The 21761-nt window shown below is 65.9% G+C and carries 19 protein-coding genes and 1 pseudogene; 18 read left to right on the top strand and 2 right to left on the bottom strand.

Translation table 11 applies throughout. The features are described 5' to 3' along the window. Window positions 1–109 precede the first annotated feature (109 nt). The 3 genes from BW730_RS14270 to BW730_RS14260 are packed head-to-tail and all read left to right on the top strand — an operon-like array spanning window position 110 to window position 5086. Complete coding sequence (locus tag BW730_RS14270; RefSeq protein WP_077686844.1) at window positions 110–754, top strand: DNA methyltransferase family protein; 645 nt, start codon at window positions 110–112, stop codon at window positions 752–754. Next, window positions 747–4031, top strand: coding sequence for a DEAD/DEAH box helicase (locus tag BW730_RS14265; protein ID WP_077687671.1), 3285 nt, complete (start codon window positions 747–749; stop codon window positions 4029–4031). The genes BW730_RS14270 and BW730_RS14265 overlap by 8 nt, the downstream gene beginning before the upstream one ends. A gap of 2 nt (window positions 4032–4033) precedes the next feature. Continuing rightward, window positions 4034–5086 carry an Eco57I restriction-modification methylase domain-containing protein gene (locus BW730_RS14260; protein ID WP_077686843.1) on the top strand — a complete coding sequence of 351 codons (1053 nt, stop codon included), beginning with the start codon at window positions 4034–4036 and terminating at the stop codon, window positions 5084–5086. Window positions 5087–5159: 73 nt separating this feature from the next. Here the strand turns inward: BW730_RS14260 and BW730_RS14255 are convergent, their stop codons facing one another. Continuing rightward, a complete protein-coding gene (locus BW730_RS14255) occupies window positions 5160–5642 on the bottom strand; it encodes a hypothetical protein (protein ID WP_077686842.1) in 483 nt (160 codons plus the stop codon). 403 nt (window positions 5643–6045) lie between these two features. Between BW730_RS14255 and BW730_RS14250 the strand changes: the two genes are divergently transcribed. From BW730_RS14250 to BW730_RS20390, 13 genes and pseudogenes are all read left to right on the top strand, one after another. After that, window positions 6046–6816 carry a hypothetical protein gene (locus tag BW730_RS14250; RefSeq protein WP_077686841.1) on the top strand — a complete coding sequence of 257 codons (771 nt, stop codon included), beginning with the start codon at window positions 6046–6048 and terminating at the stop codon, window positions 6814–6816. A 64-nt stretch (window positions 6817–6880) separates the two neighbouring features. Further along, the gene (locus BW730_RS18655) at window positions 6881–7051 is read left to right on the top strand and encodes a hypothetical protein (protein ID WP_158522678.1); all 171 of its coding nucleotides are present in this window, start codon (window positions 6881–6883) and stop codon (window positions 7049–7051) included. Further along, window positions 7048–7755, top strand: a complete 708-nt coding sequence (locus BW730_RS14245; RefSeq protein WP_077686840.1) for a hypothetical protein — start codon at window positions 7048–7050, stop codon at window positions 7753–7755. The genes BW730_RS18655 and BW730_RS14245 overlap by 4 nt, the downstream gene beginning before the upstream one ends. Continuing rightward, on the top strand, window positions 7752–8105 hold the full coding sequence (locus tag BW730_RS14240; protein WP_077686839.1) for a hypothetical protein: 354 nt from the start codon (window positions 7752–7754) through the stop codon (window positions 8103–8105). The genes BW730_RS14245 and BW730_RS14240 overlap by 4 nt, the downstream gene beginning before the upstream one ends. A gap of 349 nt (window positions 8106–8454) precedes the next feature. Further along, the gene (locus tag BW730_RS14235; protein WP_077686838.1) at window positions 8455–8868 is read left to right on the top strand and encodes a hypothetical protein; all 414 of its coding nucleotides are present in this window, start codon (window positions 8455–8457) and stop codon (window positions 8866–8868) included. Between the two features lie 7 nt (window positions 8869–8875). Beyond that, complete coding sequence (locus BW730_RS18650; RefSeq protein WP_077686837.1) at window positions 8876–10234, top strand: hypothetical protein; 1359 nt, start codon at window positions 8876–8878, stop codon at window positions 10232–10234. A 42-nt stretch (window positions 10235–10276) separates the two neighbouring features. Continuing rightward, window positions 10277–11719, top strand: coding sequence for an SCO6880 family protein (locus tag BW730_RS14225; protein WP_077686836.1), 1443 nt, complete (start codon window positions 10277–10279; stop codon window positions 11717–11719). An 8-nt stretch (window positions 11720–11727) separates the two neighbouring features. Next, complete coding sequence (locus tag BW730_RS14220) at window positions 11728–13209, top strand: ATP-binding protein (protein ID WP_077686835.1); 1482 nt, start codon at window positions 11728–11730, stop codon at window positions 13207–13209. 3 nt (window positions 13210–13212) lie between these two features. After that, window positions 13213–14070 carry a VldE C-terminal domain-containing protein gene (locus BW730_RS14215; protein ID WP_077686834.1) on the top strand — a complete coding sequence of 286 codons (858 nt, stop codon included), beginning with the start codon at window positions 13213–13215 and terminating at the stop codon, window positions 14068–14070. Between the two features lie 204 nt (window positions 14071–14274). After that, entirely contained in the window at window positions 14275–15489 is a 1215-nt protein-coding gene (locus BW730_RS14210; RefSeq protein WP_145952892.1) for an IS110 family RNA-guided transposase, read from the top strand. 28 nt (window positions 15490–15517) lie between these two features. Continuing rightward, a complete protein-coding gene (locus BW730_RS14205; protein ID WP_077686833.1) occupies window positions 15518–16138 on the top strand; it encodes a M23 family metallopeptidase in 621 nt (206 codons plus the stop codon). Window positions 16139–16279: 141 nt separating this feature from the next. Continuing rightward, complete coding sequence (locus tag BW730_RS14200) at window positions 16280–17047, top strand: GIY-YIG nuclease family protein (RefSeq protein WP_237268056.1); 768 nt, start codon at window positions 16280–16282, stop codon at window positions 17045–17047. 37 nt (window positions 17048–17084) lie between these two features. Further along, window positions 17085–18392, top strand: a pseudogene (locus BW730_RS20390) (ApeA N-terminal domain 1-containing protein); the annotation flags it as partial. A gap of 135 nt (window positions 18393–18527) precedes the next feature. Here the strand turns inward: BW730_RS20390 and BW730_RS14190 are convergent. Further along, a complete protein-coding gene (locus BW730_RS14190) occupies window positions 18528–19766 on the bottom strand; it encodes an IS256 family transposase (protein WP_418082052.1) in 1239 nt (412 codons plus the stop codon). A gap of 279 nt (window positions 19767–20045) precedes the next feature. Here BW730_RS14190 and BW730_RS14185 point away from each other — a divergent pair, with 279 nt between their 5' ends. Together BW730_RS14185 and BW730_RS14180 are read left to right on the top strand one after the other, a co-directional pair. Further along, window positions 20046–20336, top strand: coding sequence for a YobI family P-loop NTPase (locus BW730_RS14185; RefSeq protein WP_077686831.1), 291 nt, complete (start codon window positions 20046–20048; stop codon window positions 20334–20336). 62 nt (window positions 20337–20398) lie between these two features. Beyond that, window positions 20399–21730, top strand: coding sequence for an ISL3 family transposase (locus tag BW730_RS14180; protein WP_145952758.1), 1332 nt, complete (start codon window positions 20399–20401; stop codon window positions 21728–21730). The last annotated feature ends 31 nt before the right edge of the window (window positions 21731–21761 follow it).

Raw genomic sequence — 21761 nt, 5'->3', positions numbered from 1 at the left:
CTGGGGGAGTGAGCTGCAAGTCGGGACAGGGCGTGATCGCGCCGATGTGCGCGGGACCCTCGCTGCGCCCCGCTACGGTGTCTGTTGAGGCGCCCGTGGGGGCGCGCTCATGACGCTGCTGGTCGAGGAGCTGCTGGTGAAGTCCCGTGAACGGGTGAGGGCGTACGGTGAGGTGTTCACTCCGCGCCACATGGTCGACCGGATGCTCGACATCGTGGCCGACGACCTGGAGCTCGGGCCGGACTTCATCGACAAGACCTTCCTCGAACCCGCGGCCGGCGACGGCAACTTCCTCGTGGCGATCCTGGAGCGGAAGCTCAAGGCCGTCCAAGCGCGCATCCAGCCGGAGCTGTGGCCTCAGGAGTCGCTGTTCGCGCTCGCCTCGATCTACGGCATCGAGCTGCTGGAGGACAACCACGCCGACGCCAAGGCCGCCATGCTGAAGGTCTTCGTCGACTTCCACCGGTCGAACGGCACCGGCTGCGGACCGCGCACCGACCTCCACCGGGCGGCCGCCTTCCTGATCAAGACGAACATCCTGCGGGGCAACACGCTCACCGGACTCGACCACCGAGGAGAGGACCTGGAGTTCTCGTGGTGGCACCGCGACCCCGACGTCGCCGGAACCGTCCTGCGCGAGCCTTTCCGCTTCGCCAGCCTCCGCGAGGACTCGCTGTTCAATGTCCTCGAACCGCGGGGCTTCGTGCCGTGCGCTGTCGACCAGGTCCACCACGAGAAGAGGCATGATGGCTAGCCCCAGCATCGACACCTTCCGCGAGATCGTCCCGCTGATCTACTCCTACGACACGCCGGACATGCCCAAGTACGACGGTTGGGAGAAGATCGGCTACACCGAGCAGGGCACGGCCGACAAGCGCATCGCGCAGCAGGGCGGCCAGTTCAACATCCAGAAGCGAAAGCGGTGGGCCCGGCGCGCGTTCTTCAACACCGAGTCCGGCGGCTGGTTCCGCGACCATCACTTCCACGAGTTCCTGCGCCAGCAGAGGATCGAGCGCGAGACCCAGCCGAAGAGGACCGAGTGGCACCGCTTCGACAACGCGCCCAAGACCTCGCTGGACTACTTCAACGACTTCATCGGCAGCAACTTCGACGACCTGCAGGCCGGCGGCGAGGACGACTACGACCTGCGCCCCGAACAGCGACGCGCCGTCGACCAGGCCCTGGATGCCTTCACTGGCAGCTCCAAGGAGGTCCTCTGGAACGCCAAGCCGCGTTTCGGCAAGACCTTGACGACCTACCACTTGATGCGCGAGCTGGGCGTGAAGAAGGCGCTCATCGTTACCAACCGCCCGGCGATCGCCAACTCTTGGTACGACGACTTCACCCGCTACATCGGCCACCAGACCACGTTCAAGTTCGTCTCCGAGTCCGCCTCGCTGGCCGATCGCTCCCCGATGACGCGCGCCCAGTGGCGCCAGCACGCCATGGAGAACGAGGACCTTGACCCGCGTATCGTCGAGTTCGTCTCGCTGCAGGACCTCAAGGGGTCCCAGTACTTCGGCGGCGAGCACGCCAAGCTGAAGCACATCGCGGACTTCGAGTGGGACCTGCTGGTCATCGACGAGGCCCACGAGGGCGTGGACACCGCCAAGACCGACGTCGCCTTCGACCAGATCAAGCGCGACTACACGCTGCACCTGTCGGGAACCCCGTTCAAGGCGCTCGCCTCGGGCCGCTTCGACGCCGAGGAGATCTTCAACTGGACCTACGAGGACGAGCAGACCGCGCGCCAGAACTGGGACGACGAGAGCCAGGACAACCCCTACGCGGCGCTGCCGACCCTCAACATGCTGACCTACCAGGTCTCGCGTATGATCACCGACCGCCTGGCCGAGGGCGTCGCCATCGAGGAGGACGGCGAGAACGTCGACTACACCTTCAAGCTCAGCGAGTTCTTCTCCACCAAGGACAACGGCCACTTCCAGTACGAGGCCGACGTCATCCGCTTCCTCGACACCCTCACCACCAACGAGAAGTACCCCTTCTCCACGCCGGAACTGCGCGACGAGGTGCGCCACTCCTTCTGGCTGCTCAACCGGGTCGACGCGGCTAGGGCACTCCAGAAGCTGCTGGGGGTGCACCCCGTCTTCAAGGACTACACAGTGGTGCTCGCGGCCGGCGACGGCCGCCTCAACGAGGACGACCCGGCCGTGATCGGTAAGTCACTCGACAAGGTCCGCGAAGCGATCGCCGACGCCGAGGGCCGGGGCGGCAAGACCATTACCCTGTCCGTCGGGCAGCTGACCACCGGCGTCACCGTGCCCGAGTGGACCGCCGTGATCATGCTGGCCACCCTCGACTCCCCGGCGCAGTACATGCAGGCCGCGTTTCGGGCCCAGAACCCCCACACCTTCCAGCGCGGCGGCAGCGTTTACCAGAAGCAGAACGCCTACATCTTCGACTTCGCGCCGGAGCGCACCCTGCGGGTCTTCGACGCCTTCGCCAACAACCTGAACCCCAACCCGTCGGGCAATCCGTCCGTCCGCCAGAACAACATCCGGCGCCTTCTCAACTTCTTCCCGATCCTCGGCGAGGACTCCGACGGGACGATGATCGAGCTCGACGCCTCGCAGGTGCTGACCTTCCCGCAGGTATTCAAGGCCCGCGAGGTCGTGCGCCGCGGCTTCATGTCCAACCTGCTCTTCGACAACATCTCGGGCATCTTCCGCTACACCGAGCACGTCAAGGAGATCCTCGACAAGCTCCCCGTGGCGAAGCAGGGCAAGGCGATCAAGGGTGCCCCGATCGAACTGCCCGAGCCCATCCCCGTCACCGACCACCAGGGCAACGTCCAGGTCGACCACGCAACGGTCATCAACCCTAAGATCGCCGAGCTGGGCAAGCCCGTGTGGCGCGTCGTGGACCTGCCCAAGGCCTCTCCCGACGCGCCGGCGGCCAAGGCTGCCCGCCAAGTCGCGCGTGCCGTGTCCAGCATCACCAGCGACAAGCGCAAGGAGCTGCAGGAGGCCTACGACCTCACCGCGGCTCAGACCAAGCGCGACACCGAGCGCACCGAGAAGGTCGTCGAGGCCAAGGTCGAGCGCGCCTTTGTCGAGCACAACATCGCCACCAAGCATCTGGAGCACGAGGCCGAGGAAGCCGCCACCGAGGCGGACCGCAGCGCGGTCGAGGCCAGGATCGAGGAGGAGAAGGCCGCCTTCGCCGCCAGGATCCAGGCCATCGCCAACGAGGCCGTGGAGCAGCTCGTCCCCGAGATCGTCACCCGCGAGGAGCACCGCAAGGTCCAGAAGAGGGCCGACAAGTCGATGGACGAGGTGCGCGATCGCCTGCGCGGCTTCTCCCGCACCATCCCCATGTTCCTCATGGCCTACGGCACCAGGGACACCCGGCTGTCCAACTTCGACGACTTCACCCCCGACGACGTGTTCCAGGAGATCACCGGCATCACCGAGGAGCAGTTCCGCCTCCTGCGCGACGGCCAGGAGGTCATCGACGAGGAAGGCCAGACGGTGCGGGTACCCGGGCTCTTTGACGAGGCCGTCTTCGACCAGTCGATGCAGGAATTCCTCAATAAGAAGGAGGAGCTCGCCGACTACTTCGACGAGTCCCTGACCGAGGACATCTTCGCCTACATCCCGCAACCGAAGACCTCCCTGGTGTTCACGCCGAAGGCAGTCGTCCAGCGGATGGTCGACATCCTCGAAGACGCCAACCCCGGCATATTCCACGACCCGACCAAGACGTTCGCCGACCTGTTCTCGACCGCCGGGCTATTCCTGATGGAGCTAGTGCGCCGCCTCGACGCCGGCCTCGCAGACCAGATCCCCGATCAGAGCGAGCGGCTCAAGCACATCCTCACCAAGCAGCTCTTCGAGCTCAGCCACAACGAGATCCTGCACCGCATCACCATCGAGGCCGTGTCCGGCGGAGTAGTCGAGCGCAAGGAGTGGATGGAGGAGTCCAAGCACTACCGGTTCGAGAACCTCGCCACGATGACCCCCGACGAACGCCAGCAGCTTGTCGATGACATGCTGGCCGAAGGAGCATGACCATGACCAAGAAGTTCGACGTCGTCATCGGCAACCCGCCCTACCAAGAGGAGGCACAGGGAGAGGGAACGCGTGCCACGCCCTTGTATCACCTGTTCATGGACGCGGCGCACGAGGTGGCGGACAAGGCAGTGCTCATCACGCCTGCCAGGTTCCTGTTCAACGCGGGGTTCACGCCCAAGGCATGGAACGAGAAGTTGCTTGCCGATCCGCACTTGAGCGTGGCGCACTACGAGTCCGACTCCAAGAAGCTGTTCCCCGGCCTCACCGACCCCATCAAGGGTGGGATCGCGGTCACCTACCGCGACTCCCTACAGCAGATCGGGCCTGTCGGCTCGTTTGCCAAGCACCCTGAGCTGAGCACGATCCTCCAAAAGGTTCAGGAGACCGGGGGGCTCCCGCTGGAGAGTGCAGGGATCACGAGTTCACGCTCGTACCGCTACACGGAGAAGCTCTACGAGGACCACCCCGAGGCTCGGGCGTTGCGCCCCGAAGGCAACGCCGCACTGGTGAACACCAACGCCTTCGAGCAGTTCTCCTTCCTGTACTCGGAGGACAGACCAGCAGAGAGCGGCTTTGTCGCGATCAGAGGGGTCATCAAGAATCGGCGCGTCGCTCGATGGATCCGTTCCGACTACATCACCGGCCCCGACAGCTTCGACAAGTACAAGGTCGCCGTGGCGGCGGCCAACGGCTCGGGATCGACGACCGACTTCTTCGGGATCGCATTGAACAAGCCCCTTGTTCTCGGTCCCAGAATCGGAGTCACCCAGACCTTCATCACCATCGGGTCTTTCGACACCGAGGACGAGGCACGAGCCTGTCTGAAGTACATCAGCTCGAAGTTCGCACGAGCCATGCTTGGGGTCCTCAAGGCCACGCAGCACAATCCGGCCGCCACTTGGAAGCACGTTCCGCTCCAGGACTTCACCTACGCTTCCGAGATCGACTGGTCGAAGTCGATCCCCGAGATCGACCAGCAGCTGTACGCCAAGTACGGCCTCGACGACGACGAGATCGAGTTCATCGAGACCAACGTCAAGCCCATGGACTGACCCTCCCGATGAACGACGAGCCCCCGACTCCCTCATCAAGGAGCGGGGGCCATCCCGTCACTGACACACGACCTCAGACGAGCTCCCTGTCCGTCCAGGTCACCGTGTGCCCGAGTGCCCGCAGGGCGTCGGCAATGGACTCGGTGTCCTCGTCGCGGAACATCAGCGCCTCCCCATTAAGGCGGGTCTCCAGCACGGTGGCGTACTCGTCGACGATCTCGGCGGGCATCCAGTCCTCCATCTCCTGCTGCAGCCACGTCGGGTAGTCGCCGTCCGCTACGCCGGGGAAGTCGTCGGCCTCGAACGGTTCGTCGTCTTCTTGGCCCTCTTCGAACTCCCTCAGCGGCTTGCCGTCGACGACCACGGGGTTGCCTTCATCGTCTGTGACGGGCCACATCTCAATCACCTCGGACCACTCCTCCTCTGGGAGGAGCCGGCGCAGCTCGCCCCACGTCTTGGCGCTCTCCAGTGCCTCGTTGATCCGCCAGACGTGCTCAGCTGACTCCTTCAGCGCGAATACGGGGCCTTGGTTACCGCTGTTGTAGATGATCTCCATGCCTGAATCATGGCCGGGACCACTGACCCTTTCTGGGAGTGGACCCAACTTGGGCCGAAGCAGTCTGTGGAGATGAAGGCCTGCGGCCGGGGAAATCGACGCTCGGCTCGCTCTTGGCGTTGGCGGGTGACTTCTGCCTGTATCCCTTCGACCGGCGACACATTGTGGAGCTGGAGCTAAGGCAGTCTCGGGATTGTCCGTGCGAGCGGCCTCACCTTGAGCTCCCGCGACCACCAGGGGCGGAGTCATGGACGTGGTCTTGTCCACTCTTGGGGGTATGTGTGTTTTCCCTAGTCAAAGCCAGTTACCCCCTGCAGGGAAGCGCGGGAGAGGCGGTCAGGGGGTAGGTCTGTGGGGATGGTGTTTCGCGAGGTTCTGGGCAAACCTCGTGAAAGGAAACGCGATGAGCGTTCGGTCAGCCCTCAACATCGAACACCTTCTGGACACGGCAGATGCGTCGTGGCCGGAGTGGACATGGCCCGAGCCGTCACTGGCCCAGTTCAGCAGTTCCCAAGAAGTCGCATCGTGGCGTGGCACGGCTTTGTGGCAGGAGGACCGTGAGGTTCTGCTGGCTCTTGGCCGGCTGACTTTAGTGGATGAGTCGCGGACCTCGGCGACGGCAGTGTTGGTGTCGTTGGTGCTGCCGGCGTGTGAGTCGGTGGTGTCGATCCGGTCGAGGAACACGCGCGACTTTCGGCACCTCGAGGAAGTCGCGGCCGGCTATCTCTGGAGTGAGGTGGTCCAGTACCCCTGGAACGCGCCGCTTCGGGGTTGGATCCCTCAGGGCATCGCACGGCGTGTGGGGCGGGCTTTGGATCGGGAGTTCGGTTGGGGTGAGGCGTCGGAGCGGGTGTGGCGGGAACGTGCTGCCGTGTCTCCGGAAGCTCTCGAACGGGTCCCTGCTGGACGTTCGAACCGGGAGGCGTTGCAGTCGAGCGAGCTCTACTGGTGGGCGTTGAGTGAGGCGGGTTTGCCTCGTGAGGATCTGGACTTGTTGGTGGCGCTGGCGGTGTCGGCGTCTGATGAGGGGGCGACTGCTCGCGCCAGCGCGGGGATCACTGCCCGGGCTGCATGCCTTCGGGTGGCGGGACCGGGGGAGTCCGCAGATCAGGTGCAGTCGCGTGCGATCAGGGCGTTGAAGCATCTGCGCGCAGCGGCCCAGCCGGCTGCTTAGATCTCCCGCCGCTGTCGGTGGGGTTGGTGCGGGTTCTGAGGGTGTACACAGCCAGGAGGACCTCATGCCCGACGATGAGACGCAGCAGTTGATCACGGCCGCGAAGGCGGATGTGGAGGCGTGCGCCCAGTTGGAGTTCTGGGTGTCCCGACTGCGATGCGCGATCGAAGCGCGCCACCAGCTCCTGGATGTCTCGCCTGACGAGCTTCGCACCGCGCTGGAGTCGAACCGATGAGCGTGGCGCAGTGGTCGCTGGCAGAGTTACGCGCCGCGTACGCCTCTCAGGCGGAGCGCCGACTCCACACCATCACCGTCCCACAGCCCACCACAGTCGGCACCCCTGTCGGTGCGGTTGGGGTGCTGGGGGTCTCGGGTGGTGTGGGGACCACGACGGTCGCGCTCGCGCTGGCAGAGGCACTGAAGGTGAAGCGCCTTCTGGAGTTCGCCCCTCCCCATGCTTCGGGTTTGGCTGGTGCGGCCACCGACGAGCTGGGGGAGCGGGACGGGTGGCGTATCGGCGTGCGCGGCGAGCTTGAGCTGGCCCGGCGCATCGATCCCGACGACGCCCCGGGCAGCACCCCCGGTGAGGCGGTCCTCGACCTCGGGGCTTGGAGTGGCTCGGCCCTCGGGCATGACGTCGCGTGTCTGGTTGTGGTGGCTGGTGCCTCTGTTCCCTCGATCCGCCGGCTGGAGGCCTGCCTGCAAGTCATCGATGGACCCCGGATGGTGCCGGTGATCACACGTGCCGGGCGCCGGCTGCCACGTGACCTCGTGGGTGCAGCTGGACCGCGTGTTCGGGCTGCGTTGGCTGCCGGTGTGGTGCAGCTGTTGCCGGAGTGCCGCCGTCTGGCGTTGACCGGGTTGACGCCCGATCCGCTCCCTCGTTCCTTGCAGCAGTCGGCTGCAGGTTTGGCCCTCGTAGTGAAGGAAACCCCATGATGTTCTCTCTTGCCCTGTTCAAGCTCACCTCCGCCGCCACCTTGCTGCTGGTCCCGTCGGCGGATCCGGATGGTGCTCGGGGGAAGGTGTGCCCGGTTGCCCCGGAAGGGGCCCAGACGTTGGTGGATCAGTTCCTGGGTTGGTTCAGCTGGGCACTGGTGTGGATCGCGTTCCCCGCCGGCGTCCTGGCCGCGGTCGCCGCCGTGATCCTGGGAAAGGTCTTCTCCATGCCCCACGTCTCCAAGGGCGGCCTCATCGGGGTGTTCGTCGTGCTCGGCGCCGCCCTCCTCTACCTGGTCATCCCCGGGATCCTGGCCGGGTTCCTGGGCGACGGCTGCGTGGCACGGTGACCACAACCAAGGAGACCCGAGCCCACCTCACCCTCCTGGCTGCGGTGCTGGCCGTCACGCTGGTGATGATCACCGGACTCGGGTTCGCCATCCACTACGCCCTCACACCTACCCCCTCAGACACCGCTGCTTCTGTGGACGTACCCCCAGTTCTGGAGGTGTCGACGCGGGACGAGATCGCGGCCGCGCCGATGCTCGCCGTCTCCCGGGAGGCTGCCCGTGGGGGTACGCCCGCGCTGGGGCCCCTGCCGACCATCACCATCCCCCAGGGAATCATGACTGGTGCGGAGGGGGTACCCACGGGATACCCCCGTACCCCGAGGGTGCGGCCGGTCAGCTCAGCGACATCATGTGGTCGGTGCTGGGGTCCATGGACCTGACCCATGCCCGGGCGGTGAAGGATGCCTGGTTCGAGGATCCCTCCGGTGAGGTGTGGCCGGTGATGGTCCTGATCCAGGAGTTCCTGCGCGCCGGCCACCTCACCGACGGCCTGGAACCGGGGGCCACGATGCAGGTCGAACCGATGGCTGCCCAGATCAAGGGCTCCGACGGCGATGACTGGCATGTGGTGTGCGTGCTGGCGCAGCTCACCTACACCTACCGCGATCAGGCCCGCATGGCCTACGGGCATTGCGAACGCATGACCTGGATCGACCGGCGCTGGGTCATCGCAGCAGGATCTCACCCGGTACCGGCACCGTCGACGTGGCCGGGCACCGAGCTGGCGGTCGAGGCCGGTTGGCGGACCTGGGTGGAGGGCTGAGACCGACATGTGGGATGGCATCTCGGACATGTTCGCGGACCTCGCCTCGGCGGGCGGGAAGATCTTCGTCGACGCGTGGACCAGCATCTGCCTGACGGTGTGGAACGCCGGCCTGTGGCTGATGCGCGTCATCCTCGGCTTGGGGGACTGGTTCCTGACCCCCAACCTCGCCCCCGAAGGCAGCTCCTCACTGCTGTCGGTCTACGGCATCTCCTTGTGGCTGGCGCTCGGGTTGGCGATCGTGCTGCTCATCGTCCAGCTGATCTCCACCGCGCTGCGCCGGGATGCCGCCTCACTGGGGGCAGTGGTGACCGGGTCGGTGAAGTTCCTGCTCGTGTGCAGCCTCTGGTACGTCTACGGCGCCGCCCTGATCACCGCTGTGGCAGGCCTCAACACCGCACTGCGCCGGAGCCTGCTCGGCACCGCCGACATCTCCCAGTGGGAACCCGAATCCCTCAACCTGAGCGAAGCCACCGTCTCCGGGTCCACCGCCACCGTGCTCCTGCTGATGGGACTGCTGCTGTGGCTCGGCGCCTTGGCGCATCTGGTGGTGATGCTCGGCCGGGCCGTGTCCCTGATCGTGATCTCCGCCACCGCCCCCCTCGCGGCGGCCGGACTGATGTACAAGCCCTTCGAGGCGTGGTTCTGGAAGGCGTTTCGCTGGTTCCACGCCGCCGCGTTCGCGCCCCTGCTGATGACCTTGATGCTCGGCGCCGGAGTCCAACTCGCCAGCGGCGTAGCACTCGGGCTGGAGGATTCCGCCCAAGAAGCCATCGCACTGGCGTTGCCGAGCGTCGTGATGATCCTGGTCGCCGCCCTGTCCCCGGTCGCGCTGTTCAGGATGCTGGCCTTCGTCGACCCCGGCACCAGCAGCGGCGCAAGCTTCCGCGCCGGTCTCGCCGCGCCACGCACCATTTCTGAGGCGGCCGCGACCCACCTGACCCCCGGCGCCGAGACCGCCACCACCACCCGCAGCGCCAGCATCACCCCCTCCAGCCTCACCCCAACCACCGCCGGCGCCCCTGCAGCAGCCGGTGCTTCAGCCGGCGGTGTCGGTGCCGGTGGGGGAGCGGCTCGTGCCGCTGGCGCAGCTGGCCCTGCCGGGGTCGTCGCTGCCGGGGTGGTCTTGGGAGCGAAGCGGCTGGTGGACGGGTTCCAGAAGGCCGGGGCGATGGCCGCCGGTGTCGTGGCGGACTCGAACTCGACGATGGGCGTTGGCGACCAGTCCTACCCCTATGACCCTGCTGGTGACGTGCGCGTGACCCCGTCACGCCGACCCGATCGACCCACACAACAACCGAACCGGCGCCAGACGCCGATCCCAGTGAAGGAAGCGGAGGACCGCAATGGCGGCGAGAGTCTTTGACACCTACACCTCCCGAAGGCGGGAGCGATCTGGGGCCTGAGCGTGGCGCAGCTGGTCGGCTTGTCACTGGCCACGTTCCCGACCTGGATCGCGATCAGCCAGCAACGCTGGGCGGCGAGCCTCGGCTGGGCCGCGGTGTGGCTGCTCGTGCTCGCATTGACGGTGGTGCCGCTGGGTGGCCGCCCAGCGGTCGGCTGGCTCGCCGCCGCCGCGGCCTTCGCCACCGCCGGCCTCGCCGGGTGGCTCACGTTCCGGTCGAAAGCATCCCGCGGCGCGGTGCGTGACCTGGACGCGGTGGACATGCCCGGCGCGCTGGCCGGGGTGGAGGTCCTCGACGGCCCACCGACCGGGTGGGACCAGCGCCGGGTCGCGATCATCAAGAACTCCGCCGCCCGGACGTGGGCGATCACGGCGCGCATCCACCACGACGGGGTCGCGATGGCCACCGACCAGACCTGCAACCGCTACACCGCCGGCCTGACCGAACTCATCAACGCCGCCGCCCGAGGCGAACTGATCGACGAGATCCACCTGATGGTGCGCGCCACCCCCGACGACTGCACCGAACGAGAACTGTGGTTGCGCGCCAACATCGACCCCGACGCCCCCGTCACCAGCGTCGCCACCCAACTCGAACACCTGCGCTGGTCCCAAGCCGGGATCCGCACCGACACGTTCATCACGCTGGTCATCCCTGAGGCACGTCTCGCCCGCGAAGCACGCCACATGGGCGGCTCCCGGCAGGGACGCCTCAACACCATCTGGTCATTGGCCACCGAGATCGGCAGCATCCTCACCGGTCCCATGGGAGCCACCACCGTGACCTGGCTCACCTCCCCTGAACTCGCCGAAGCCGTCCGCCTCGGCTTCGCCCCCGGCGACCGCGACACCCTCACCGGTGCTGCCCACGAAGCCACCACCAACCCCGACGTCAACGCGCACGTGCCGTGGGCCCATGCCGGACCCAGCTACGCCACCGCAGCGGTGCGGCACTACGCCCACGACGCCTGGCACACCGTCACCTCCACCGTGAAGCTCCCCGAACGCGGCGCCACCATGGGCATCTGGGGCCACGTCCTGGCCCCCTCCGAACCGTTTGAACGGCGCTGCGTCACCGTTGTGTTTCCCATCGAGAAACAAACCGTGGCCGACCGCAAAGCAGCCCAAGCCGAGTTCGGGCAAAGCCTCGGCCAAGGACTGCGCGACCGGCTCGGGGTCCGCACCGGAGCCAAGGACGTCCACCGCAAACACAAACTCGACCAAGCCGAAGCCCAACTCGCGATGGGTGCCGCGATGACCCACCCCTACGCCGTGTGCTCCACCACCGTGCCAGCCACCGCCCCCATCGCCGAGTTCGGCCGACGCCTCGACGCCGCCATCCGCCGCGGCTCCATGGCACCCCAACGCCTCGACATGAGCCAAGACCTCGCCTTCGTCACCGCCACCATCCCCCTGGGCATCAGCCTGGCCCGAACCACCCGATAGGAACCCACATGGCCCGCACCATCGCCACCCTCCTATCCGACTTCGGCCACACCCTCCCCACCCGCACCCCCACCCCCAAAGAGTCCACGAGGCGTGAGTTCACCACGGCACCCTCATGGCGCGGCCGGCCCACGGCTGGGGCGGGGTGGGTGCCGTCACGGCCACCCGTCAAGCAGTACCGGATGACCTCCGATCAGGTGGGGATCTGGTGGCCGCTCCTGACCGCCAGCCCCCTCCCACCGACCGGGGCGGCGATGGGCACCGACGTCGCCAACGGCACCACCTTCTACGTCGACCCCCACGGCTGGGTCCTCGACGACACCATCCCCGTGACCAACCCCAACATCTTCATCTTCGGCAAACCCGGACGAGGGAAATCAGCCTGGGTCAAAGCGTTCCTCAACCGCATGCTCGCGTTCGGCTACCAAGCCCTCATCCTCGGCGACCCCAAAGACGAGTACGAAGTCATGTGCCGCCACTTCGGCGTCGAACCCTGGGCCATCGGCCCCGGCATGCCCGCCCGCCTCAACCCGCTCGACCCCGGACCCCTGGCCGCCGACTGGGACACCCTCGACGCCGACGAGCACCGCCGCCGCACAGCGATCATCTTCGGCCGCTGGGTCGTCCTGCTGCGCTCCCTCATCGGCTCACAAAGCATCGGACACCAGAAGGTTCCAGTCGGCCCCACCGAGGAACAGATCCTCACCACCGTCCTCAAGCACCTCACCCACGCCACCACCGACTCCCGTCAACTCGCCCCGATCGTCATCGGCCAGATCTGGCACGCCCTCCAATCCCCCGACCCCACCCTCATCGACGACCTCCGCTACGCGAACCGGGAAGAGTTCCTGCGCGACACCCGCCTCCTCCGCGACGCCGTCGCCCAACTCATCTCCGGGGCCATGGCCGGGATCTTCGACGCCCCCACCACCATCACCATCGACTGGACCGCCCCCATCCAATCCCTGTCCCTGTCGCGCCTCGAACCCCTCGGCGACGACGCCATCGGCATGGCCCTGATGTGCCTCAACTCGTGGGGAACCGCCATGCGCCAAGCCGGCGGCAGGCGACGCATCAACGTCCGCGACGAAGTCTGGCGACAACTGCGCCTGGGCACCAGCGCAGTGGCCTCCTTCGACGCCGACCTGCGCCTGTCCCGCTCCCACGGCGACATCGAGATCGCCAACGCCCACAAACCCTCCGACTACCTCGGCGCCGGCCACACCGGCTCCCAAGCCCAACAGATCGCCCAAGACCTCCTCCACCTCGGCGACATCAAAGTCCTCTTCGGTCAGGACGCCGAAGTCGCCGACGACCTCGAACAACTCCTCGAACTAGGACCCATCGCCCGCGACACCGTCACCGGCTGGGCCATGGGCAGCAAAGGCCGAGCCCTCGTCGCCGTCGGACCCCGCCTCCACAAAGTCCACCTCACCCTCCACCCAGACCTCGAGCTCCCGCTCACCGACACCAACCAAGCAATCACCTGAGACATGAAGACCCTCATCGCTGCCATCGCCGGGATCCTGCTGCTCGCACCACTCGGGATCATCGTGCTGTTCAGCGGCGCCCTCATCGCACCCCAAGCCCAGACCTACGACCTCAACGCCCACTGCCTCAACACAACGTTCACCGGCGATGCCGTGGAAGGTGTGCAGCTCGACATCGCCCAGATGGCCCGGGCACAGCTGATCTACCAAGTCAGCCTCGAGGTCGGAACCGGACCCCACGGCGCGATCGTCGGGATCGCGACAGCCATGCAGGAATCCAGCCTCGGCGCCAACCCCGCCGCGATGGCCGGCCCCAACCGAGACGGCGACTTTGGGCTGTTCCAGCAACGCTCACTAGTCGGGTGGTACGCCGACGGCGCCACCCAAGCAGAGAACCTACGGATCCTCGCCGACGACACCTACCAAGCCCGCACCTTCTTCACCGGCCACACCACCCGCAGCGGATGGCACATCCCCGGGCTAGTCAACATCGACCACTGGGAAACCCTCACCGTCGCCCAAGCAGCCCAAGCCGTCCAGATCAGCGCCTACCCCGACGCCTACGCCCGCCACGAACCCCTCGCCCGCACCCTCGTCGCCCGCTTCACCAACCAGCCAGCCGGCGGGATCCTCTGCGGCACCCTCGACCCAGCCCTCAACTGCCCACCCACCGGGCTGCGCGCCGAAACCGGGCAAACCCCCGACGCACTGCGGGTGATGCGATGCGTCCACGCCCGCTGGCCTCAAGTCACTCTCCTCGGCGTCCGACCCGGAGACCCACGCGACCACGGCACCGGCCGCGCCGTCGACATCATGATCCCCAACTACCGCACCCGTTACCTTGTTGGTAGCCCCAGTTGATGGGGCGACGGTCGCCGGGCCCGGCATGACTTACTGCCCCTGTCGTTGATGATCCGGGGGGTGTTGTCACCGGGTCTGGTGGCGTCGGGTGACCGCTGATAGGGACACGGCCCTTGTGAGGTCTCTTCGTAACGTGGATGCCGGCAGCTGACGCTTCACCATCCCACGACGACCGTCACCATCGATGAAAGGATGATGCTCGTCATGGAACAAGACATCGGCTTCAACGTTTGGTGCGGGCTCGACGTGGGCAAGCAGGCCCACCACGCCTGCGCGCTCGATGCTGCCGGAAGAAGGATCGCCGACAAGCCACTGCCGCAGGACCAGGCCCGACTCGAGGAGTTGTTCACCAGCCTGCTGGCCCATGGCCGGGTCCTGGTCGTGGTCGACCAGCCCAACACGATCGGAGCCTTGCCGATCGCGGTCGCCTCGTCGATGGGGATCCAGGTTGCCTACCTGCCCGGGCTGGCGATGCGCCGGATCGCTGACCTCCACCCGGGCAACGCGAAGACCGACGCCCGCGACGCGTTCATCATCGCCGATGCCGCCCGGACCATGCCCCACACCCTGCGCCGGGTCGACCTCGGCGAGGAAACCCTTGCGGAGCTGAAGGTGCTGGTCGGGTTCGACGAGGACCTCGCCGCCGAGGCAACCCGCCTGACGAACCGGATCCGCGGCCTGCTCACCCAGATCCATCCGGCACTCGAACGCGTCCTCGGACCCAAGTTGAGCACCAAGGCGGGGCTCGCGGTCATCGAGCACCTGGGCGGCCCCCAGGGCATCGGCAAGGCGACCCCATCCAGGTTGCTGCGAATTATCACGAAAGCCAACCCGCGTGGCGCGCAGGCCTTCGCCGATGCGATCGGGAAGGCCTTGAGTGAGCAGAGCGTGGTCGTGGCCGGCACTGCCGCGGCCGAACAGGTACTGCCCCAGCTCGCGGCGACCCTGCGGCAGACGCTGGATCAGCGCAGCCAGCTCGCGGCCCAGATCGAGAAGGTCGTTGATGCGCACCCTCTTGCCCCGGTCCTGACCTCGATGCCAGGCGTCGGGGTCAGGACCGCAGCCCGGATCCTCCTCGACGTCGGAGACGCCGCCGCCTTCCCGACCGCCGGACACCTGGCCGCCTACGCCGGCCTGGCACCCGTCACCCGCCGCTCAGGCACCAGCATCCGGGGCGAGTTCCCAGCCCGCTCAGGCAACAAGCACCTCAAACGCGCCCTGTTCCTGTCCTCGTTCGCCGCCTTGCGATCCGACCCCATCAGCCGGGCCTACTACGACCGGAAACGAGCCCAGGGCAAGAAGCACAACGCCGCCCTCATTTGCCTATCCCGACGCCGCTGCGACGTCCTCTACGCCATGCTCCGCAACCAGGAAACCTACCGAGCCTCCGAACCCTCGAAACAGTCCCTCGCGGCTTGACACGCAACATAGGGACACCCCCCAAGGCATCAGCCTCGGCACCGAGATCGCAGAATGGGCCAAGGCGAACGCCACAGGTCTAGGAGTGACCTACGTCATCTGGCGCGAACACCTCTGGTCCACCAACCGCACCGACGAAGGCTGGCGCCGATGCGGCACCACCGCCTCCTGCTACACCGGACCCGACCCCAGCGCCTCACACCTCGACCACGTCCACATCTCCGTCCACGGCAACACCAGCCCACCGGCCACCGGCCGGTTCGTGCTACCGCTCGACACCTACCGCCTCACCGCGCGCTACGGCCAGAAAGGGACCTACTGGGCCGCCAGCCACACCGGCCTCGACTTCGCCGCCCCCACCGGCACACCCCTCAAAGCCATCACCGCCGGCACCATCACCCGCATCACCCGCACCGGCGCCTACGGTCTCAGAACCGTGCTCACCACCACCGACGGAACAGAACTCCTCTACGCCCACCAATCCCGCATCCTCGTCACGGTTGGGCAGACCGTTCACGCTGGTGAGGTCATCGGGGCCGTCGGCGCCACCGGCAACGTCTCAGGCGCACACCTCCACCTCGAGATCACCGTGCGGAAATCCCGGCTCGACCCACTCATCTGGCTAAGGTCCCGAAACCTCAACCCGTGAGGTGCCACTCGCTGAAGACATCGGGCCGGCACCTATTTGACGATGGCGGCTGACCCCTTTCCAGAGGCAGCATTTCGGCTGTTGTAGTCGTCTAGAGTCGTCTTCATGAGAGACATGCCTTGGCGTCGCGCAATCATCAAGGTGCTTGCGGATGCGAAGGAGCCCCTCCATTACTCAGAGATCGCTCAGCGCATCCTTGACAACGGACTACGGCAGCAAGGAGGCGCTACTCCCGCCGCGACGGTTGCGGCGACGATCTCGATGTACATGCAGAGCGAACTGGCGCGCGTTGATCGAGGGGTCTACACCCTGGTCTCGGAGCTTCCGCCCCAGACCATGCGTCCCGATTCTGGAAAGCCAGCGACGGGTGCTGAAGCACCGCCCACAGCATCTTCTGGGGGCGACGTGGAAGAGACCGGGTTCCTCAACGCCTTCGGCATGTTTTGGCGTCGTGACGAGGTTGACTGGGATCAACGGGGACAGGCTCTGCTCGGCGCCCAACTTAAGGCCGCCCAACCCATCAACTTCGCGGAGCAGGTGGGCGTTTACATCCTGTATGCCGGAGACAGAGTCATCTACGTTGGTCGCTCGACCGAACCGCGGCTGGGTCCTCGCCTATGGGACCACACTCGCGACCGACTCACTGGCCGATGGGATCGATTCTCGTGGTTCGGGGTGCGCGCTGTTGCCGACGACGGAAGTCTAGGTTTCGTGCCGACGGGAAACTTCGCCGTCGAGATGTTAGTCGCCACGATGGAAGCCTTGTTGATCGAAGGGCTGGAGCCACCTCAGAACCGAAGGCGAGGGGACGGGTTCAACGCCACGGAGTTCATTCAGACGACCGATCCCCAGGTCGAGAGACGTCGTGCCCAGCAGTTCTTCCAACGCCTCACGGCTGGGGACTCATGATGCATTTGGCACCCGCCTGAAGGCTAGTGAGGAGCCCATGTTCACGAAGCTCGACGAACCCTTCGAGACGTCAGGTCTTTGGTGGTTGGCGGACGAGCCTGAGGATAAAGTCCCGGGCACGCTTCGTTACGATCCAGATGTTGGCCTTTCGCTGGCTTTGATCGGCTCCCTCCCAGAGCGTAATACGTCGCAACTCTCGAACGGTCTCACTGCGTACGACCAGTTTGTGGAAGCCTGGCCTGTGATCCATGGTGCTGCTGAGCGTCGTGAGGTAACCCTTCTTGACGTTCTTCCGATGGGAACGAAGAGGTCATTCGGCGGGCCAGTCCAGAGCCCCGACATCCAAACCGCAAGACCAGTTTTCGCTGTGATGGGTGCCCACCTCACTGGCAGGGATGAAGAAGTGTTCTCGTCCGTCGAGTTTTCGGTGGAGGACCTCGGTCTGTGGAGCGCATCAAGCGCAATTGAAATGTCGTGGAGGCAGGACGAGAGTCTTGGGTGCGTCTCGGCCGGGCCGGTCGAGGTTCCTGCGGTGGTAGTTGAGGGTACAGAGTTTCGTTTGGGGCACACGTTCGGGACAAAGTTCCTAGAGCGGAGTAGGGGCAGGCAAGCTGGCGGCTTCTGGGATGTTGTGTCCGTTCGAGTCACGCCGGCGTCGCCCTTCTCCCTAGAGAAAGCTTTGGAGGTGGTGAGCCAGATCCAGGACTTGGTCTCGCTCGCAACCCACAGAGCTTCGGGGTTGCTCTGGGTTCAGTTGCGGCGAGCTGAAGACGGCATCTCCACCCAGGGTCTCACCCGGTCGCGCCAGCCGGCAGACCTCATCTATCGAGGGACCGTTCGTGCTAGGAGTGATGCCCGTGCCTTGGACCAACACAGTGCGCTCTTCACCTGTGCCAGCCTTCCATTCGAGGACGTAGTGCCGCGGTGGTGTCACGTCCACGCGCGCGTTCGGGCGGCGACGAATATGGTCCTAGGGCTGCGTTATGCACCCGCGAAGTATGTGGAGAGCAACCTCATGGCTGCGGTCGGGGCGGCAGAGGTGCTGCACCGCAGCCTGGGCCTCGGAGGCAGGCCCTTTCCCGAGGATGAGTTCCGGAGGGTGCGCGACAAGCTGCTAGACCATGCGCCCGACGAGTACCACACCGCGATCAAGTCGGCACTTCGAAACGAACCCACTCTTCGTGACAGGCTGATGGCGCTGGCCAGCCGAATTGATCAGGAAGCAGTCAACAGGCTCTTGCCAGACGTAGAAAATTGGGCAGGTCGGACCACAAGGGCTCGAAACTCGTTCGCGCACGAGGGCCAGACGCCCAAGCACTCTGTTGAGGAACTGCACGCGCTCACCGAGGTGACGACCGCGATAGTGATCCTGAATCTCCTGCATGAACTGGGGGTGCCGTCAGAGCGCCAACGCGAGGTAGTTGTGGAGCACCCCCAGATGGGGTGTGTCAGATTAACGGTGGATCTGGTCTGGCGCATTTCAGTTGATTCGGCCTTCGAAGGTGATCGCGAAGGCGTTGAGTGCGGGCTTCCACCTCGTCACCCAGCGTGCCCGACCCCTGCCGGTGGGGTCAAGCGACCGAGTCACGAGGTAGAGGCACTTCAACGCGGCGGCGTCGTTCGGGAAGTGCCCACGCGCCCTGACCGCGCGGCGGTAGCGGGCGTTGAGGGACTCGATCGCGTTGGTGCTGCAGATGATGCGGCGGATCTCGACGTCGTAGTCCAGGAACGGGATGAACTCCGTCCAGGCGTTCTCCCAGAGCTTGCGGATCGCGGGATACATCGTGCACCACTTCTCGGCGAACTCCTCGAACCTCGCCTTCGCGGCGGCTTCGGTCGGCGCGGTGTAGACAGGGCGCAGGTCACGGGCGATCTGGTCCCAGTACTTGCGCGACGCGAAGCGGAACGTGTTGCGGATCAGGTGGATAATGCACGTCTGCACGACCGCGAGCTCCCACGTCGTGGTGATCGACTCCGGCAAGCCCTTCAGCCCGTCGCAGACCACGATGCACACGTCCTCGACACCGCGGTTCTTGATCTCGGTGAGCACGCCCAGCCAGAACTTCGCGCCCTCGCCGACATCGCCGGCCCAGATCCCGAGGATGTCGCGCTCCCCGGCCGTGGTGACGCCGACGGCGACGTAGAACGGCTTGTTGCGCACCTGCCCGTCCCGGACCTTCACCACGATCGCGTCGATGAACACCACCGGGTAGACCCGGTCCAGTGGACGGTTCTGCCACTCGGTCATCTCCTCGATCACCTTGTCGGTGATCTTCGAGATCGTGTCCTTGCTGACACTCGCCCCGTAGACGTCGTCGAAGTGCGCCGCGACCTCACCAGTCGTCAGCCCGCGCGCGGTCAGCGACAGGACAATCTCGTCGATCCCGTCCAACCGCCGCTGCCGCTTGCGCACGATCTTCGGCTGGAACGACCCGTCACGATCTCTCGGCACGTCGATCTCGACGGCACCGACCTCGGTGAGCACGGTCTTGGACCGGGTCCCGTTGCGCGCGTTCTCGCCGTTCGATGACGCGTGCTTCTCATAGCCGAGATGCTCGGTCATCTCCGCCTCGAGCGCGGTCTCGAGCACGGTCTTCGTCAGCCCGCCCAGCAGGCCTCCCGGCCCCACGAGGCTGACGCCCTGCTCCTTCGCCTGCGCAAGCAGCTGCTCGGCGATCTGTTGCTGATCGATGATCTCTCCCGTCACAGGATCGATCATCTCGATGGTCTGGCTCATAGCCCTTCCTTTCGGTCAGGCCAGTCCCAGATCCACCGTTTTGCTGACAGTCCCCGTTCCGACAATGCAAGAGGTGTGTGGCACTTCATAGGTAGGGGGTATGCGGATCGGACGGTAGTTATTGGCGCACAGGAATGGAGGGCGATGTCGGCGCAGACCGGAAGCTCTGTCAGTGGGCTCCCTTATGGTGAGGGTGGGCGTTCGAGAGGGGGCCCTGCGGGATGGACGTTGTCCGCTCGAGACGTTTGTCACGGAGATGCAATGACCTTGGACCTCACCACCACTCTTCAGATCATGGACTTGACCCCGAGGTATCGGGAGGCTCAGCACGGGCTCTATACAAGTGCGCTGACCCGGTCGCTAGAGGCCGACAAGTCTGGGGCGCTCAGGCTCATTGCACTCACGGGCCAGTTTGGTACGGGGAAGAGCAGCGTCATCGACGGGCTCCTCAAGGAGGGCCACGTCCAGACCATGAAACCGACGGTTATCTGGCTCTTCGGACCTGAGCGTGGGGTGAGCGGGGATCGGATGGCGGGCGTGTCGGCGGGGTGAAGGGGGTCGAGGCCCTCAAGAATCGGGGTTACCACACCACCTGATCTTCAAGGACCTCGACGATGCCCGATCCTACTTCCTGCTGCCGTGCCGCGGGCGGCTACTGCCAGCGCTGTGATCTTCTGGTCGGGTTGCCGGGGCTGCATGTGGTTGGCGTCGCCCGCGACGAGGCGGGGCTCAGGATTGAGGTCGAGTCCAGCGCCGACCAGGTGATGGGTTGCCCCGCCTGCGGGGTGATCGCGCATGCGCATGGCCGGCAGCGGGTCGAGTTGATCGACGCGCCGTGTTTCACGGCGCCGGTGAGGTTGTGGTGGCGGAAACGACGCTGGCTGTGTCCCGAACCGTCGTGTCCGGTGACCTCGTTCATGGAACAAGACCCCGACGTGGCGCGACCCAGAGCGCTGCTCACCAGACGCGCGACGTCGTGGGCGATCGGGCAGATGCGGCGGGAGAACGCCTCTGTTCAGGGTCTGGCTCGGCAGCTCGGCTGCACCTGGAAGACGCTGTGGCGGGCCGTCAAGCCGGTCCTTGAGACTGCCGCCGACGACGAGACCCGGTTCGCCGGTGTCACCTCGCTGGGCGTCGACGAACACATCTGGCATCACGTCTCCACCAAGCCCGTCGAGCTCGGCGGCCGCGGCCCGAAGGAGTTCACCGGCATGGTCGATCTGACACGTGACAAGGACGGACGAGTCCGAGCCCGGCTCCTGGATCTGGTCCCGGGCCGCTCCGGCGAGATCTACACGTCGTGGCTGCGTGACCGCGGCGACGTGTTCCGCAAGGGTGTTGAGATCGCCACGCTGGACCCGTTCCACGGTTACAAGAATGCGATCGACGACCAGTTGGAGGACGCCGTCGCGGTGCTCGACGCGTTCCACGTCGTCAAGCTCGCCACGGCTGCCGTTGATGAGGTCCGCCGCCGGGTCCAGCAAGACATCCACGGCCACCGCGGCCGCAGAGATGATCCGCTGTATCGGATCCGCAACGTCCTGCGTGCCGGGAAGGAGCATCTCACCGACCGGCAGAAGACCCGGCTCGAGGCGGCGTTCACCGTCGAGGACCGTCACGTCGAAGTCGAGGTCGCCTGGCACTGCGCCCAGCACCTGCGTTCGGTCTATCACCAGTCGAGTCCTGCTGACGGGCGTCGGGTAGCGGAGAAGGTCCTCGCCTCGTTCCCGACGTGTCCGATCCCGGAGATCGCCCGCCTGGGCCGCACCCTCAACCGATGGAGAGACGCGTTCCTGGGCTACTTCACCACCGGCGGCGCCAACAACGGCGGCACCGAAGCGATCAATGGCTTGATCGAACTCGCCCGCCGCGTCGCCAGAGGGTTCCGTAACCCCGACAACTACCGCCTCAGAATGCTCCTCATCGGCGGCGGTCTACGCCTCTGACCCCACGCTCAAGTCCGAAGAGCCGGTTATC

It is taken from the genome of Tessaracoccus aquimaris (assembly GCF_001997345.1).
GTDB lineage: Bacteria > Actinomycetota > Actinomycetes > Propionibacteriales > Propionibacteriaceae > Arachnia > Arachnia aquimaris.
The sequence above is the reverse complement of the archived record's forward strand: the minus strand, read 5'-3'. Positions and strand labels throughout refer to the sequence as shown.